Raw genomic sequence first — 15,647 nt, forward strand, 5'->3', positions numbered from 1 at the left:
GGCTTTCTTGGGCGCAGGCTGGGAAGTCACGGGGGTTATCTCACCTTCTAACCTATCGGTGATAGCGCATAAATAAGGGAGTCATTAACGCCTGCGGGCAAGTGTCAACGCTCCCTTAAATACTGTGTGGGTAAGCAGTCAGAGCTTTATTGTGGCTGCTGCGGCGGATACCCAGGGTTCTGGTTGGGGTGCGGTTGCTGCGGATACTCCGGCTGCGGATACGCCTGCTGTTGCGGCTGATAACCCGGGGCGGGTTGTTGGGGTTGCTGCTGTTGCGGGTAAGCCTGCGGCGGCACCGGCTCATGTGGCTGCTGATAATGCGGCTGCGGGGCCGCATAATTTTGAGCATCAACCTGCGGCTGCTGCACCTGCGGATAGGTGGGCTGCGGCTGCTGGGTTAGTTGAGGTGTTTGTTGCTGAGCATCATCATTGCTCATTTCCTTCACCTCGGATTTGAAGATGCGCATGGAGCGACCCAAGGAACGGGCTGCTTCCGGAAGCTTCTTCGCACCAAAGAGCAGGATAATAACGCCTGCGATGATGATGATCTCGAGTGGACCTAAATTAGGCATGGTCACCTTTTCTACATTTCGTGAGTACAACTCTGCGGAAAAGAGGGCTGGTTATAAGTGAAGGTGGCGCCATGCACCCTTAGGGTGCGGGTTTTTCCGCTGCTGTGGGTTGATCATACGCCCCGAGCCCAGTGAGTGCTCGTTCCCGCACCTGCGCGCGTAGATTCGCCGATAATTTCGTGGCCTTCGATACCTCAAAACGATCAGCGTTGCCCAAAGCGAAGCGAATAAACCACGCTTCGGAACCAATCGGCATCCGCGCGGCAATCCGCCCATCTTCTTCAGCCTCACCCAAGGTCAGCGGATAGTAGTCCGCTAACCACACCGCATCCGGGTGAATGAGGATATCCACGATCTGCTCAATATCCCCGAAGTTGAAGGGATCATCCGCATCGAATTTCAGGCGCTGTTTATCCTTATCCGCCGGCTCATCCAGGATCTCAATATCTTCAATGCGATCCGTGCGGAAATGTCGATAACCTTCACGAAGATGGTCATAGGCGGTGATATAGGAGTGTCCATCATGAGTGAAAAGATGCACCGGGCTGAGGATCCTTTCACTTAGGGACTGCGCTGAGGCCCCGTAGTACTGGATCCGTAGCTTCCGTGACTCATCTACTGCTTGGCGTACCACCGAGAGGGTTTTTTCTACCTGCCGTTGGGCGAGGTCTTCTTCTTGAAGGGAACTCAGCCCATCAACGATGGCATCTAAGGATTTCCCGGTCAGCGCCCGAAGCTTCGCCGCCGCGGAGCTCACGGCTTGGTAGTCAATAAGCCCGGGGCTTTGCTCTAACACTTCCAGGGTCAACAATAAGGTTGCTGCCTCGGTTCGGGTGAGCCGAAGGGGGCGATCCATCCCCTGATTATTACTAATCCGCACCTCGGTGTAGCTGGGCTGTAAGTCCACCAAGTTATCCGGCATAAGCCCCGGTAAACCACAGCACCATAGGCGGTTGAGGTCCGCCATGATTTCTGCGGGCTTGCGGCCTAAATCTTGGGCGGCTTCCATCACGGAGCGTTCCGGGTGCGACTCGAAGTAGGGAATCAGGTTGAGCATCCGCACCAAAGATTCGATGCTTTCTGGGCTGCTTCCAGCTAAGGAACGAGTTTCTTTGCTCATCACTTATCCCCTTGAGCTGCGGCTAGCTTTAATAAGGCAATAATGTCATCCACCACGGCCTGAGGTTCAAGCGCCCTCACCTGCGGGGCTAGGCCGGCGAGAGTGCGCACTATTTCTTCATGCTCCACATCTTTCATCCGCCAAGTATCGCGATCGAGTTCCTCACAGCGGGGATCACGCACTAACTCCATGGCCGCTAAACGAGGCCCGGTGAAAACTACGGTGGTGCGGCGATAGCGCTGCGCTAAGGACTCCTCCACCGCATCATTAAGGTCAAGGTCTGCCGGTTTATGGTGCGTGGCGTCCTCCCCCACCACTACGTTGTGGATGCGGCGGATACGGAAGGTGCGCACAGCTTCTTTATCTAAGTCAAAGCCCACTAAGTAAATGCGGGAGCGTAGACTCACCAGCCCCCAGGGGTCCATGCGGCGTTCCACTGCCTCAGCGGTAGCACTCGGCAAGTATTGGAAGCTAATGGATTTTTGGTAGCGCACCGCTTTCAGACAATTATCCAGCACCGCCGGTTCAAGCAGGGCTAGATCATCCCCACCTCTGGCGAGCTTCGATGGTGCTAGATCACGGTTTAACCCAGTGGCAGCAAGCTTGGTCCACCCGGAGCGATTAAAAGCAGCTAAGGCACCTTTTCCGCCTAGATCCCCAGCTAATCCCAGTACGGCGGCTTCCGCTTCAGTGAAGGTGATTTCTGGGAGCGCATAGTGCTCATTTTGGATGCGATAAGCAGAGCGCCCACCGGGGTCAGAGATATGTTCCAGCGGCACCCCGGCGCGGCGAAGGGCTTGACGGTCCCGCCGGAAGGTGGTGCGGAAACCGTCATAGGTCATGTCCTTATAGGCATCAATGCGTTCATGCAGCTCCTCTAAGGTCAACCCCTCATGGTTGGGGTCATGTGCTGCATCGAGGAACGCGAAGGTGAGGTTCACCAGGCGTTCTACATGTGGGTCTGGACTTGTCATCTGCCTTGCCCCTTCCTAAACCATCACCGGATGCTGCTATGAGGATGTCGCCCAGCGCTGCGCGTGCGCATCCATAAGTGCCAAGAGCTCTTCCACCTCGGTGCTGTGGGCACTAAGCGGATCACCCAATTCCACCATCCGGGGTTCTGGGTCATTGAGTTTAAGACGCAACCAATCCACCGTCACTGGTGCGTGGAGTTCTTCAGCGCAGCGGAGGAATCGACCACGCAGATGCGCGCGGGTGGTTTCTGGGGCCAGGTCACGGGCCTGGGCGATAGCGGCATCGCTACTCCACCGCTCCACCGCTCCACGGGCTTCTAGCACCAGGAATAACCCACGGCCGGGGCGGATATCGTGGTAGGTCAAATCAATCTGGGCAAGCCGTGGATCATCCAAAGCGCAATCAAATTTTTCCTGGTAGCGCTTCAAAAGATTCCACTTAATCACCCAGTCGATCTCCCGATCCACCGCGGAAAGATCCCCGCTTTCTAGGGCGCCTAAGGCGCGCTCCCATAAATCCACCACCTTGACCATCTGGGCGTTAGTCGTGCCGGTGCCTTCTTCTTGGCGATAATCCAACCAGCGCTTGGCGGCAGCGCAATAGCCTTGTTGGATCTCCAGGGCGCTGATGTTCTTCTCCCCCACGCACTCCAAGGGCGGGCGGGCACTAAGATCGCGGCTGACTTGGCGGATCTGGGTGATGGGGTCGCGAAGTTCCACTTCTGGAAGCTCAAAACCAGCTTCGATCATTTCGAGCATGAGCAACATGGAGCCCACTTTGAGGGCGAAGGAAGGTTCCGACATATTGGAATCCCCCACAATCACATGCATCCTGCGGAAGCGAGAAGAATCCGCGTGCGGTTCATCGCGGGTATTGATCATGGGCCGCGAACGCGTGGTTGCTGAAGACACGCCCTCCCACACGTGGTCAGCGCGTTGAGAGATACTCCACTGTGCTGGTTGATCACCCTGGGCGGGAATAATGCAGCCCGCCCCGCAGATTAACTGCCTGGTCACTAGGAAAGGCACCAGCCTGGAACCAAGCTTCTTCAGCGAGGTTTCGCGACTGATCAAATAGTTTTCATGGCAGCCATAGGAGTTGCCGACGGAGTCAATATTGTTCTTAAAAAGATAGACGCGCCCCTCCCCTTTGCGTGGTGGGGTGCTGCTGCTGGGGAGTTCTTCGCGTAAAATCTGCTCGGCTTTTTGGGCGAGTTCATCGACAATGAGGTCCCCGGCGCGCTCGTGGTTCATTGCCTGGATTAAGCTATCGCATTCCCCGGTGGCGATTTCTGGGTGTGCCCCCACATCTAGGTAGAGGCGGGCAGCATTAGGCATGAAGATATTAGAGCTGGAGTATTTCGCCACAATGGGGCGGAAAAGGTAGCGCGCAATATCATCCGGGGCGAGCTCGCGGCTGCCAGCCGGATGGCGATAGCTAATGCCATATTCGGTTTCAATGCCAATGACGCGGCGGGTCAGGGCGCGTCCTGCTGCTTCCGGGGATCCCATGGGGCCTACTGGCCGCCCTTCTGGACATAGGAGCGCACGAATTCTTCGGCGTCTTCTTCTAAAAGTTCGTCGATCTCATCGAGGAGGTCATCCACCCCGGTGGTGTTGATCTGTACGGCGGCGCTTTCCGGGGATACGTTCTCGGCGTCATCCTCGCCGGGGCCGCCACCGTGGGTGGTGTGGAGATGTTCGGTGGACACTGTGCGTTCACTGTCCTTTCAAGACCAAAATGAGGTTTGGGGGTATGTGTTTATTGATTACCACGTCTAGCGCAGGCCTGCCTTAGTCAATCACTTCGGCGCGTCGCAGATTGTGGATAAAATCCTCAACTGTCTCAGCTGAATCAATGAGCTCAGCGCTATGTTCCTCGGTCCACCCATCTACCTCAACAATGGGGATACGAATGCTGTGTTCCCCTAATGCGAGGGAGATATTCTGCCAACTCGCGGCGGTGACATGGTCGCCGAATTTTTCCAACACTCTCCCTCGGAAATACGCCCGTGAATTCTTCGGTGGGGTGCACGCTGCCGCCTCAATCTCAGCATGGCTAAATAGAGTGCGCATCCGGCCTTTCTTAACCAACGCATGATAAAGCGAGCGGGCTGGATCAATATCGGAATATTGCAAATCTATGAGCTTGAGTTTCGCAGAACTCCAAGGCACCCCGCGTTGCACATAGCTAGACACGAGGGCGTATTTCGCTGTCCAATCCAGAATCCCGGCTGTTAGTAACGGATCCGCGCCAAGCAAAGAAGTCACCTCGTCCCAGCGTTCCAGCACCTCCCTTTCGCTGTCTGTGGTGGCCCGCACCCGATCTCGATAAGCGCCCAAGATCTCTAAAGCAGTGAGCTTTCGTCCATCTTTGAGCTGAACCTGATGGGTGCAGGTGGGGTCATGGGAGATGCGCTGGAACTCCGCAACCGCATCCGTGAGCGCAAGGTCACTAAAGTCCACGCCCGCCTCGATGGCGTCGATGACCAGGGCGGTCATGCCCAGCTTCAAGAACGTGGAGGTATGCGACATGGTGGCATCACCATTGATCACATGCAGGCGGCCGAAGCGATTGGGATCCGCGTGCGGTTCATCGCGGGTATTAATGATGCCGCGGTTAAGAGTGGTTTCCAGCGAGATTTCCTGTTGGAAATAGTCGGCACGCTGGGAGATTTGGAAACCATCGCGCTCCCCGGTTTCCCCAATGCCCACGCGGCCAGCACCTACGACAACCTGGCGGCACACAAAATAGGGGATGAGGGCTTGGGCGAGGGTATCGAAGTCAATATCGCGGGAATATTGGTAGTTTTCGTGGAACCCATAGGCAGCGCCTTTGCCATCAACATTGTTCTTATAAATCTTGATCTCTGGGCAAGGATCATGGGCTTCTAGCACGCTGACCTGCTGGGAGGTATAGAAGGCTACGTCTTCGACCGCGAGGTTTAAGATGATATCCCCAGCGGCATCATAAAGTGCTGCTTCGCGGGCACAATTAACCTCCGGGGAGGAATACTCCGGGTGCGCGTGGTCAACATAAAAGCGTGCCCCATTGCGCAGCACCACATTAGCTACCCCCAAAGCATCCGGGGCGATCACCGGCACGGTGTGGTAGCGGCGTAAATCAAAACCGCGGGAATCACGCAGCGGGTATTCCTCTTGGAAATCCCAATGCGTGCGGGCATAGGTGCGTCGTGCCGCATAAGCCACCACCACATGTGTGGAGCTGACAATGGGGCTAAGCTCCGGGCGGGAGGGAGTTGCAATGCCATATTCGGTTTCGGTGCCCATGAATCGTGCCATGAGCACCAGCCTAACCTGTGCGCTGCTTTGTGGCCCGAGGTTTAGTTCACCACCCGCGCGTGGCACACGCGCATCCCCTGGCGCCCAGTAATGCGCGCCCACTCATCCGGGTTGGAGGTATCCGGAAGATCCTCTGATTCGCGTTGCTCCTCCAACACCGCCGCAATCAGGTGCTTGCGGGCCACACCACAATGTCCCGCGGTACCGGGAGTGGTAGAACAGGCCGCCAAATGTTCCTTAATGGCCAGCTTCTTGGCGCGGTCCACAATATTGGCGATCATCGCGCCGGATACAAAGTCATGGTAGAAGAGCATCCGCGTGGTGCCATCAGTAAGCGTTAACTCCACATAAGGCCGCGGGGTATACAGCGCTTCTACTGCGGCATCAATCAAATCCGCGGCGGGTTCTGCCACCGGCACCGAATCATCCAAATAGCGGGTAAAGATATCGCGGGCACCAGCCTTATCCGGGCGGGAAACCCGAATTTTCACGTCCAACCGCCCGGGGCGAAGCAAGGCCGGATCAATTAATTCCTCACGGTTAGTGGCGCCAATAATAATGACATTGCTCAGCCCCTCTACCCCATCCATTTCGGTAAGCAGCTGCGGAACCACCGTGGTTTCCATATCTGAAGACACCCCAGAACCGCGGGTGCGGAAGAGAGACTCCATCTCATCAAAGAAAATCACCACCGGGCGGCCCTCGCTGGCCAGCTCACGGGCATTTTCAAAGATCATGCGAATGCGGCGTTCGGTTTCACCCACATACTTATTCAAAAGCTCCGGGCCCTTCACGCTTAAGAAATAAGAGCGCTGCCCGCTACCCACCCGCTTAGCTAGAGAATTCGCCACCGCCTTAGCGATTAAGGTTTTACCGCAGCCAGGGGGCCCATAAAGCAACACCCCGCGCGGCGGGTCGAGCTTATAGGTCTTATAGAGCTCCGGCTGGGTAAAGGGCAGCTCCACCGCGTCATGGATGATCTCAATTTGTTCATCCAAGCCGCCAATATCCTCATAGGAGACATCCGGGACTTCCTCCAAGCATAAGCTGGTGGCCTCGGTCTTGGGGATACGCTCCACCGCAATCTCCGCGCGATCATTCACCAAGAGGTGATCGCCTGCGCGGGTCACCCCCTTAAGCGGATGCGCCAGCATCACCACTTTTTCTTCCCCGGTATGCCCCGCCACCAGCGCACGATCTGCCCCAATATGTTCAATCAGCACCGCTAAGGAGCCGGTCTCCGGGTAGCCGCACACCTCAACAATAATCGCGCCCTCCCCTAGGCGAACCCGCGCGCCGGGACGCAATTGTGCGCGGGAAAGATCCGGGGAGATCTTCACCCGCATGCGACGCCCCGCGGTAAACACCTCGGCATCACGCCCGCGCGCATCCAAGGTGAGGAACACCCCGAAGGTGCTGGCCGGTTCAGCTAATTCAGCGACCTGCGCGTTGAGCTCGTCGAGGCGCTCGCGGGCAGCTTTAAGTAGCTGCGCGAGCTTCGCGTTGCGCACCCCAAGGGTTTGGAGTTCACGCTTTAAAGTACGGACATCATCGACGGTCTCTGCTAAGGACATGCTTACTAGGTTAGCGCGGAGGTCTAGCTCACAGTTGCGACAGGGCTGACCAACCCGCAGCCTAGTCCTACTATCTACCCCTAAACCGCAGCTAGGGGCATATATTCACCAAGGGGGAAGAAAAGTAATATTTAGCGGCGGGCACGGCGTTGCGGGCGTGGCGGGGTGACGCCATCCGCTAAGCGCCTAGCCCAAATCAAAAAGGCGGTATGCGCATTCATGCGGTGCTCCGGCCGGGTGGCAAGACCTTCCACCTTCCACTCGCGCACTAAAGACTCCCAGGCCCGCGGTTCGGTAAAAGATTGGGTTTCCCTAATCCCTTCCATCACCTTCATGAGCTGCGGCACGGTAGCCACATAGGTCATGAATACCCCACCGGGGATCAGCACATCGCGCACCACATTAAGGCACTCCCAGGGCTCCAACATGTCTAGGATCACGCGATCAACTGGGCCACCTAAATCTTCCTGGGTGACCTTTTTTAAATCCCCGAGCCGCGGCGACCAATTCTTCGGCATCCCGGAGAAATACTCTTCAACATTGTCCTTGGCGAAAGCCAAATGATCCTCCCGGATCTCATAGGAGATCACCTGTCCATGCTCCCCCACCGCACGCAATAAGCTCATGGACAACGCACCGGAACCAGCCCCTGCTTCCAGCACCTTCGCGCCGGGGAAGATATCGCCTTCCACCAGGATCTGGGCGGAGTCTTTGGGGTAGATCACCGCTGCTCCGCGCGGCATGGAGAGCACGTGGTCAACCATGAGGTGCCTAAAGCAGAGATAATCCGCACCGTGGGTGGATTGCACCACGGAGCCTTCATCTTTGCCGATGATCTCATCATGGTTGATGGCGCCTTTGTGGGTGAAGTATTGGCCACCTGCTTCCAAAATGATGGTGAAGTGGCGGCGTTTGGCGTCCGTTAATTGGACGCGGTCACCAGGTTGGAAGGGGCCCGAATAAGCCATGGGGGTGAGTTCTTCAGCTTTCTATTAAGAAACGGAAAAAGAAATGGAGGCGGCAAGCCGCAAGGGGCGCGCCAGGTTTTTAAGAAACTAAGTATGCCTCAAGCGCTTGGCTAAACCACAGCTGATCACTGACCCCCACCAACTCGCGGGCAGAGTGCATAGAAAGCAAAGGCACACCCACATCCACCGTGGAAATCCCCCAGCGCGTGGCACTAATCGGCCCAATGGTGGAACCACAGGGCACATTATTATTATTCACCGTCAATTGGCCTGGCACCCCGGCGATCTGCAGGACGCGTTGCCACATGCCCAAACTATCGGCATCGGTGGCATAGCGATGGTTCGCATTTACCTTCGCTACCGGGCCGGCATTAATCATCGGGTGATGCCCTGGATCGGATTTGGCCACAAAATTCGGGTGCACCGCATGCGCTGCATCCGCTGAGACACAAGAAGAACGCGCCAACATCTGATCAAAGGCTTCATCATCAGCCCCCAAAGAACGCGCGGTGCGCCTAAGCACCTCCCCTAAGAGCGGCCCGCCGGCACCTTGCGGGGTGGAGGAACCAATTTCTTCATGGTCAAAACAAGCAATAACCGCAATATCATCCCCAAGATCCCCGGATTCCACGGCGCGCAAAAGCGCAGTCACCGCAGCATGAACCGAGGTCAAGTTATCGCAGCGACCAGCAGCAATCAGGTCCCCTTCGGAACCAAACACAGTGGGGGCTTGGGTATCGCAGGTAATCAGATCAGTGCCGACAATATCCTTCGGTGCCACATCCGGCCCGGCGGCTTCGGCAATGATCTCCAGGATCGGCCGCCCATTCTCACTGAGCGCATGAATCGGCTGGGTATGCTCTTGACGCGCAATTTTACGGTCATCGCTGCGATCTAAGTGGATCGCCAAATTCGGGATCCTTAATACCGCACCGGTATTCACCAGCCGCGTGGAACCATCGGTTAAATGCACCTGGCCAGCCAAGGTGAGCTCACGGTCAAACCAGGAACCTAAAATCGGGCCACCATATACCTCCACCGCTGCCTGTTGCCACCCCGCTGATTGGATATCGGCATGCGGTTTGAGCTTAAAACCAGGGGAATCCGTGTGCGCCCCAATAATCCGGAAGGCACTATCTGGTCCCGCATTTTCCGGGATATACCAGGCCAGCACTGCCCCACCGTCGACCAACACATGCCCACCGAGGGTTCCGCGCCACGCATGCGTGCGCAGCTGCTCGCTAAACCCCGCATCCTCTAGCCGCTGCGCAACATTGCGGGCGGCATGAAAAGAACTCGGGGAGGCGCCAATAAATTCCAGGAAATCGGTGGTGTGATTCATGGGTTTAAGCCTAACCTGCTTCACCCACGAAAGTTCCCAACCACCAGCCCGCACCTGTGGATAACCTCCACTGCCGCCAGAGTTATCCACAATGCACCGCACACTAAGGTTGTCCTGACCTCTGTTTTTAGCGGGGTGGGGTTAGGCTACTAGGTGATGAGCGAAGCAAATTCTTCTACCCCAGGGGCTTTATTCGAGACCCGCGGCGCGGGTGCGCAGGCAGCTGCACCAAGCACAGCTAAAGCTATGCCGCGCCCCTTAGCTCTTTCGGCCTCCCGGATCAATGACTATAAGCGTTGTCCTTTGCAATACCGCCTGCGGGCAATTGATCGCATCCCGGAGCCGGCAACCTGGGCGCAGGTTAAAGGCACCTTGGTGCACGCCGTCTTAGAAGAAATGTTTAGCTGGCCACGTGAACAGCGGCTCTTTCCAGCTGCAGTGAAACAACTCAAACCCAGCTGGGCGCAATTATGCGAAAAGCACCCGGAGTATGAAGAGGTAGTAGCCGAAGAAGTCTTCCTCAACTTCCTGGTGGAGTGCCGGGACCTTCTGCGCAACTACTTTTTAATGGAAAACCCCATGGGGTTTGACCCGGCGGCCTGCGAAGAATATGTCAATAGCGTGCTGGATAATGGTGTGCCGGTGCGTGGCTTTATTGACCGCGTGGATATTAATGACACCGGCATGGTTCGGGTGGTGGACTATAAGACCGGGAAGATGCCGAAACCCTGGTATTCCCAGGACGCGGATTTCCAGATGCTCTTTTATGGGTTGCTCTATTGGCGTACCCGCGGGGTGATTCCCGCGCAATTGCGCCTCATCTACCTCAAAGACCAAGGCAATAAGGTGGTAAGCCCCAATGCCACGCAGCTGGAGTATCTGGAGAAGGATCTAGCGGAGCTGTGGGGGAAAATTAAGTCCGATGGCTTAAGTGGGGATTTTCGGCCGAAGGAAAATAAGTTGTGTCGCTGGTGTCCCTTCCATGAGTATTGCCCGGTTCAAGGCGGTACCCCGCCGGAGTATCCGGGCTGGCCGGGTGCCTTGGGAGAAAAGTCTTAGTCACGCGCACCTCGTTGAAAGTACTTAATTTGTAGCGTGCTTCACACCGCAGCAGGCACTTTAGTGAGGAAAATATGTATAGGCACGCCTTATTGAGGCCTAGCTAGCTTGAAGGGTTCCAAAAGGACGTTTATGTTCAATGGGTAGTTAATGGCAGAGAAAAGAAAGGGGCGATGGCCGGAATGCATGGCGGCAAATACGGCAGGGGGGTTATCGACCCCACCGACGGCGCGCCCCACCCCGGCCACGTGCTGCGCGATTCAGTACTCCGGCGCCGCAAGCTACGCGCCTATGACCTGGCGAAGGCCATGCATGTTACCGAGGCTGATCTGCAAAAATTTCTCGAGGGCAAGACCCCGGTAACCCCCTGGTGGGCGGAGCAATTAGGGCGCGCTTTAGGTGATGGCGCGGAGCTCTGGCTTTCCCGTCAAGCTCGCTATGATGAATTTCTCGCCCGTGAAGCCAAAGAAGCCAAAGCGGAAGAAAACGCCCCCGCCGCCGCAGCGCCAGAGAATTAATTCTTCTGCTGCCCATAGGCGCAAGGTGTCCTATCCCTCACTTCAGCCCAAATGAGAGCCACCGCTCCTTGGTATCGCACTGATTCTAGTCTGCTCCCTTGGCGCCCAAAAGCGTGTGCCAACAGCAAGAACCTACCCTCCGGCAAGCCTTCCGATACACCTTCGCACCGGATCTCGGGAAAGCCACCTCCCCTACTTTCTTGCCGCGCACCTCAACTCCCTGGGCGCTGAATTGCCTGCATAGGCGCGCATGGGGGCTAGGGTTAGTGAAATTAGCTTGTGCGTCTTCGTCCTTTGAGCTCGTAGTCTCTAAGCTCTAGGTGCTTTGCCTCTTAGTTTTTGGCGCACCGTATCTACTCCCTGCACGTTTTTCTCAACAGCAAAATCTGCTGCTCAAACGTTCAACGCACGCTAGATCACCCCCGGGGGCATTTCTCCAGGCACTTCAGGAATTGCGTGATTGCGAGGCTAAATAAATTCGCGGAAGAACACTCCAACACTTTGTTATTTTTTCTCCAGAACCACGCTCCAGCCCTCCTGATTGCGGCAGGCGTGATGCTCGCCGGCGCCCTCATGGCACTCCTTTCGCACTGCCACGACTGGCTGCGCCGGACCCTCAGGGTTGCCTATTTAGTAGCCGCCGTGATCTACCTGGCGTGGCGCCCGCTCTATTCCATCCCCTGGCATGCCGAGAATCTCTGGGCCACCATAGTCGGTGTTGCTTTCTGTGCGGTAGAGATCTGGGGATTCACCCAAATCTTCAACTTCATCATGATGTTTTGGACCCGCCCGGCTAGCCACCAAGCCCGCCCACGATGAGGTCTACGTTTTCGCCCCCTTTAGCACCGTGACCCGCAATAACTTCCAGCACCTGTGCATGATGCTCAATGATCTCAACACTGAGTGTTTCACGCAGCGCTCCTCGCGCAAGTGCCTGGTCGCCTACGACGCCACCCTGGGCATGATGATGCGCCGCCGCCCGCACCGCCGCGAGGCCTACCTCACCGGCGGCAGCCCCAAGTACAAGGAGTTGAGCGTCTCGGTGGTGGAATAAAGCTTCCCCCGAGATCGAAGATTTCAGCTCCGGCAAGGCTCTGCAGGTGTGCTTCCGCGAAGCTATGCCACACGCAGCAGCAAGGCCCTACCTGAGTAGTTCACGGTAGGGCCTTGGTGTTGTATTAGCTAGAACACGCCGCTGATCTTGCCAGCATCATCAATATCAATGCGTTCAGCAGCGGGGCGTTTGGGTAGCCCGGGCATGGTCATCACAGCCCCGGTGAGCACCACAATAAAGCCCGCACCGGTACGCGGCAGCAATTCGCGCACATGCAGCGTGTGTCCTTCTGGGGCACCTAGCTGGGTGGCATCATCGCTAAAGGAATATTGGTTCTTCGAGATGCATACCGGCAGCTGATCCCACCCATTGGCCTTAATCACCGCCAAGTCTTTGAGCGCCTTGGGTGCATATTCCACATCCTTAGCGCGATAAATCCTGGTAGCGATCTTTTCAATAGAGGCCTCTACCCCATCTGCAGGATCATAAAGCTGCTGTTCATCCTCAGCATTCTTCGTTCCAAGGATGTCCAGTACCTCTTCGGCCAACTGCGCGGCTCCAGCACCACCTTCTGCCCACACGCGGGTTTCTGCAATGCGCACCCCCTTGGTGCTTGCCCACTGCGCCAACACCTCACGTTCGGCATCGGTGTCACTAATAAACATATTCAGCGCCACCACCGGCTCCACCCCAAAGCTGCGGATATTATCCACATGGCGATCCAGGTTCACCAGCCCTTGTTGCAGTGCTGCGGTATCTTCCTTGGTCAGCTCATCGCGAGCCACCCCGCCGTTGTACTTCAAGGATCGGATGGTCGCCACAATCACCACCGCATCCACCTGTAAGCCACCAGCGCGGGCCTTAATATCAAAGAACTTTTCTGCACCTAGATCCGAACCAAACCCCGCTTCGGTCACCACCACATCTGCGCTTCGCAGCGCCGCCCTGGTGGCGGCCAAGGTATTACAGCCATGGGCAATATTGGCAAAGGGCCCACCATGTACAAACGCGGGGGTGCCACCAAGGGTTTGCACCAGGTTCGGGTTCATGGCGTCTTTCATCAGCGCCGTTAAGGCACCTTCGGCCTTCAAATCCTTAGCGGTGATAGGCGTGCCCTCATAGCTAAACCCAATGGTGATATTGCCTAGGCGTTCTTTCAGATCATGCAGGTCCGTAGCCAACCCCAAGATCGCCATAATTTCACTAGCCGCCGTAATGGTGAAACCAGATTCCCGCGGCATCCCATGGGCTGGGCCACCAAGACCCAACACCACATTGCGCAGCGCACGATCATTGACATCCAAGCAGCGCTGCCAGGTAATCCGCCGCGGATCAATAGTGAGCTCATTGCCTTGTTGGATGTGATTATCCACCATCGCTGCCAGCGTATTATTCGCCGCGGTAATGGCATGGAAGTCACCGGTGAAGTGCAGGTTAATATCCTCCATGGGCACTACCTGCGCATAGCCGCCACCAGCAGCCCCACCTTTAATACCCATCACAGGGCCCTGGGAGGGTTCCCGCAAGGCCACCGCGGTGCGCTTACCCGCGGCATTCAGGGCATCAGCTAGCCCAATAAGGACCGTGGATTTGCCCTCTCCTGCTGGGGTGGGTGACATGCCGGTGACCAGCACCAGCTGAGAGTTTTCCTCCTGCTTGGGATCAAGCTTGTCGAGTTCTACCTTGGCTTTGGTGTTGCCAAAAGGAATGATTGCTTCGGCTGGGATGCCAGCGCGCTTAGCAATCTCGGTGATCGGCTCAAGGGTGTGTGCTTGGGCGATCTCCACATCCGAAGGTTGTGTGTGAGTTTGGGTCATGCCCACCACACTAACCCCTATTTAGAGAATCAGCCCACCAATAAAGAAGCCCAATCCGACCGAGATCGCAATGCACACCACACCCGGAATTAAGAAGGGGTGATTAAACACCGCTTTACCAATCCGGGTAGAGCCGGTGTCATCCATTTCCACCGCCGCCAACAAGGTCGGATAGGTGGGCAACACAAAGAGCGCAGAGACAGCCGGGAAGGCCGCAATCGCACTTAAGGGGCTCACCCCCAATGCCAGGGCCGCAGGCATCAGGGCCTTCGTGGTAGCAGCTTGGGAGTAAAGCAAGGCGGCAGCTAAGAAGAGCACAATCGCCAGCATCCACGGATGCGCGCGCACAATATGCCCGGAGAATTCCTGGATCTCATCAATATGGGCATTAATGATGGTGGTGCCTAACCAGGCCACACCTAAAACACAGACGCACGCCGACATCCCGGAGCGAAATACCTGGGTTTTGAGCACCTCATCCGCGGGGATTTTCGCCGCCATCACAATCACGGTGGCGGCCGCCAACATAATGGACATAATTGCCTCATTACGCGGCAAGGTGGGGTTGGCGATTAACCCAACCTGCTCAGAAATGGCGGTGGCATAGACCATCACCGCAACAATCGCGACCAGGAAGATCCCTACCGAGAGCTTCGCAGCTTTCGGGGGTTGGTAGTCGCTATGCCCTGCTGGTGCTTTGACCAAGCCCTTGGCCATGCGCTCTTGGTAGATGGGATCATCTTCTAGATTCTTGCCCAAGTAGTTGCATAAAAACGCGGTGGGGAAAATAGCTAAGAAGGTAGCGGGGATCACCACTGCAAGGAGCTGCAAGTACCCCACCCCCAAGGGTTCGAGGATGGAGGCCATAAATACCACTGCCGCGGAAATTGGGGAGGCAGTAATCGCCATTTGGGAGGCCACCACCGCTACCGATAGTGGCCGGGAGGGCCGTACTTTGCCTTCTTTGGCGACTTCTACAATCACCGGCATGGTGGAAAAGGCGGTGTGCCCGGTGCCGGCGAAAAGCGTCATCAGATAGGTGATGATAGGGGCTAGGAAGGTCACCCGCTTGGGGTGTTGCCTCAGAATCTTTTCCGCTAGATACACCAGGTAATCCAGGCCACCGGCGCGCTGCATGGCAGCGATGGCGGCAATGACCGCCATGATGATGCCGATGACATCAAAAGGAATATCGGCGCGGTTAACCGGCAGGCCACTTAAGCCTAAAAGCAGTACGCCGAAACCACCGGCGAAACCAATGGCAATGGAGCCTAGCCGGGCACCTAGAACAATGGCGCCAAGGACGATGATGATTTGAATAATGCTGAGCATGAAACCTTCAACAC

Annotated in this window: 15 protein-coding genes; 4 read left to right on the forward strand and 11 right to left on the reverse strand. The window is 56.5% G+C overall.

Annotation, left to right across the window (positions count from 1 at the left end; translation table 11 throughout):
• Positions 1 to 146 precede the first annotated feature (146 nt).
• The 9 genes from tatA to BMZ01_RS06180 form a co-directional block, all read right to left on the reverse strand.
• The gene (gene tatA, locus BMZ01_RS06140) at positions 147 to 572 is read right to left on the reverse strand and encodes a Sec-independent protein translocase subunit TatA (RefSeq protein WP_092285525.1); all 426 of its coding nucleotides are present in this window, start codon (positions 570 to 572) and stop codon (positions 147 to 149) included.
• A 79-nt stretch (positions 573 to 651) separates the two neighbouring features.
• Positions 652 to 1,692: a helix-turn-helix transcriptional regulator gene (locus tag BMZ01_RS06145; RefSeq protein WP_092285527.1), complete on the reverse strand. Its 1,041-nt coding sequence runs from the start codon at positions 1,690 to 1,692 to the stop codon at positions 652 to 654.
• Entirely contained in the window at positions 1,692 to 2,666 is a 975-nt protein-coding gene (locus tag BMZ01_RS06150) for a helix-turn-helix transcriptional regulator (protein ID WP_092285529.1), read from the reverse strand. Before BMZ01_RS06150 ends, BMZ01_RS06145 begins: the two co-directional genes overlap by 1 nt.
• 36 nt (positions 2,667 to 2,702) lie before the next feature.
• Positions 2,703 to 4,178 (reverse strand): Pup--protein ligase, encoded by a 1,476-nt coding sequence (pafA, locus tag BMZ01_RS06155; RefSeq protein ID WP_092285531.1) that lies wholly within the window; start codon positions 4,176 to 4,178, stop codon positions 2,703 to 2,705.
• Between the two features lie 5 nt (positions 4,179 to 4,183).
• Positions 4,184 to 4,378, reverse strand: coding sequence for a ubiquitin-like protein Pup (locus BMZ01_RS06160; protein ID WP_092285533.1), 195 nt, complete (start codon positions 4,376 to 4,378; stop codon positions 4,184 to 4,186).
• A gap of 82 nt (positions 4,379 to 4,460) precedes the next feature.
• Positions 4,461 to 5,969, reverse strand: a complete 1,509-nt coding sequence (gene dop, locus BMZ01_RS06165) for a depupylase/deamidase Dop (RefSeq protein WP_092285624.1) — start codon at positions 5,967 to 5,969, stop codon at positions 4,461 to 4,463.
• Between the two features lie 41 nt (positions 5,970 to 6,010).
• Positions 6,011 to 7,543: a proteasome ATPase gene (gene arc / locus BMZ01_RS06170; protein WP_092285535.1), complete on the reverse strand. Its 1,533-nt coding sequence runs from the start codon at positions 7,541 to 7,543 to the stop codon at positions 6,011 to 6,013.
• A gap of 131 nt (positions 7,544 to 7,674) precedes the next feature.
• The gene (locus BMZ01_RS06175; RefSeq protein ID WP_092285537.1) at positions 7,675 to 8,511 is read right to left on the reverse strand and encodes a tRNA (adenine-N1)-methyltransferase; all 837 of its coding nucleotides are present in this window, start codon (positions 8,509 to 8,511) and stop codon (positions 7,675 to 7,677) included.
• 79 nt (positions 8,512 to 8,590) lie between these two features.
• Positions 8,591 to 9,853: a M18 family aminopeptidase gene (locus BMZ01_RS06180; protein ID WP_092285626.1), complete on the reverse strand. Its 1,263-nt coding sequence runs from the start codon at positions 9,851 to 9,853 to the stop codon at positions 8,591 to 8,593.
• 246 nt (positions 9,854 to 10,099) lie between these two features.
• On the opposite strand from BMZ01_RS06180, the gene BMZ01_RS06185 reads away from it, so the two are divergent.
• From BMZ01_RS06185 to BMZ01_RS06200, 4 genes are all read left to right on the forward strand, one after another.
• Positions 10,100 to 10,912, forward strand: coding sequence for a RecB family exonuclease (locus BMZ01_RS06185; protein WP_092285628.1), 813 nt, complete (start codon positions 10,100 to 10,102; stop codon positions 10,910 to 10,912).
• Positions 10,913 to 11,085: 173 nt separating this feature from the next.
• Positions 11,086 to 11,430 (forward strand): HigA family addiction module antitoxin, encoded by a 345-nt coding sequence (locus tag BMZ01_RS06190; RefSeq protein WP_092285539.1) that lies wholly within the window; start codon positions 11,086 to 11,088, stop codon positions 11,428 to 11,430.
• Between the two features lie 456 nt (positions 11,431 to 11,886).
• Complete coding sequence (locus tag BMZ01_RS06195) at positions 11,887 to 12,249, forward strand: hypothetical protein (protein ID WP_092285541.1); 363 nt, start codon at positions 11,887 to 11,889, stop codon at positions 12,247 to 12,249.
• Between the two features lie 28 nt (positions 12,250 to 12,277).
• Positions 12,278 to 12,484: a hypothetical protein gene (locus BMZ01_RS06200; RefSeq protein ID WP_092285543.1), complete on the forward strand. Its 207-nt coding sequence runs from the start codon at positions 12,278 to 12,280 to the stop codon at positions 12,482 to 12,484.
• A 128-nt stretch (positions 12,485 to 12,612) separates the two neighbouring features.
• On the opposite strand, the gene BMZ01_RS06205 is transcribed toward BMZ01_RS06200, so the two are convergent.
• On the reverse strand, positions 12,613 to 14,301 hold the full coding sequence (locus BMZ01_RS06205) for a formate--tetrahydrofolate ligase (RefSeq protein ID WP_092285545.1): 1,689 nt from the start codon (positions 14,299 to 14,301) through the stop codon (positions 12,613 to 12,615).
• A gap of 21 nt (positions 14,302 to 14,322) precedes the next feature.
• Entirely contained in the window at positions 14,323 to 15,633 is a 1,311-nt protein-coding gene (locus BMZ01_RS06210; protein ID WP_092285547.1) for an anaerobic C4-dicarboxylate transporter, read from the reverse strand.
• Between the last annotated feature and the right edge of the window lie 14 nt (positions 15,634 to 15,647).

This window comes from Corynebacterium spheniscorum (assembly GCF_900113445.1).
GTDB lineage: Bacteria > Actinomycetota > Actinomycetes > Mycobacteriales > Mycobacteriaceae > Corynebacterium > Corynebacterium spheniscorum.

Bases quoted from the DNA above. Each gene is read 5' to 3' on its own strand.
- tatA (WP_092285525.1), bottom strand. From the start codon at position 572: ATGCCTAATTTAGGTCCACTCGAGATCATCATCATCGCAGGCGTTATT.
- BMZ01_RS06145 (WP_092285527.1), bottom strand. From the start codon at position 1,692: ATGAGCAAAGAAACTCGTTCCTTAGCTGGAAGCAGCCCAGAAAGCATC.
- BMZ01_RS06150 (WP_092285529.1), bottom strand. From the start codon at position 2,666: ATGACAAGTCCAGACCCACATGTAGAACGCCTGGTGAACCTCACCTTC.
- pafA (WP_092285531.1), bottom strand. From the start codon at position 4,178: ATGGGATCCCCGGAAGCAGCAGGACGCGCCCTGACCCGCCGCGTCATT.
- dop (WP_092285624.1), bottom strand. From the start codon at position 5,969: ATGGCACGATTCATGGGCACCGAAACCGAATATGGCATTGCAACTCCC.
- arc (WP_092285535.1), bottom strand. From the start codon at position 7,543: ATGTCCTTAGCAGAGACCGTCGATGATGTCCGTACTTTAAAGCGTGAA.
- BMZ01_RS06175 (WP_092285537.1), bottom strand. From the start codon at position 8,511: ATGGCTTATTCGGGCCCCTTCCAACCTGGTGACCGCGTCCAATTAACG.
- BMZ01_RS06180 (WP_092285626.1), bottom strand. From the start codon at position 9,853: ATGAATCACACCACCGATTTCCTGGAATTTATTGGCGCCTCCCCGAGT.
- BMZ01_RS06185 (WP_092285628.1), top strand. From the start codon at position 10,100: ATGCCGCGCCCCTTAGCTCTTTCGGCCTCCCGGATCAATGACTATAAG.
- BMZ01_RS06190 (WP_092285539.1), top strand. From the start codon at position 11,086: ATGGCCGGAATGCATGGCGGCAAATACGGCAGGGGGGTTATCGACCCC.
- BMZ01_RS06205 (WP_092285545.1), bottom strand. From the start codon at position 14,301: ATGACCCAAACTCACACACAACCTTCGGATGTGGAGATCGCCCAAGCA.
- BMZ01_RS06210 (WP_092285547.1), bottom strand. From the start codon at position 15,633: ATGCTCAGCATTATTCAAATCATCATCGTCCTTGGCGCCATTGTTCTA.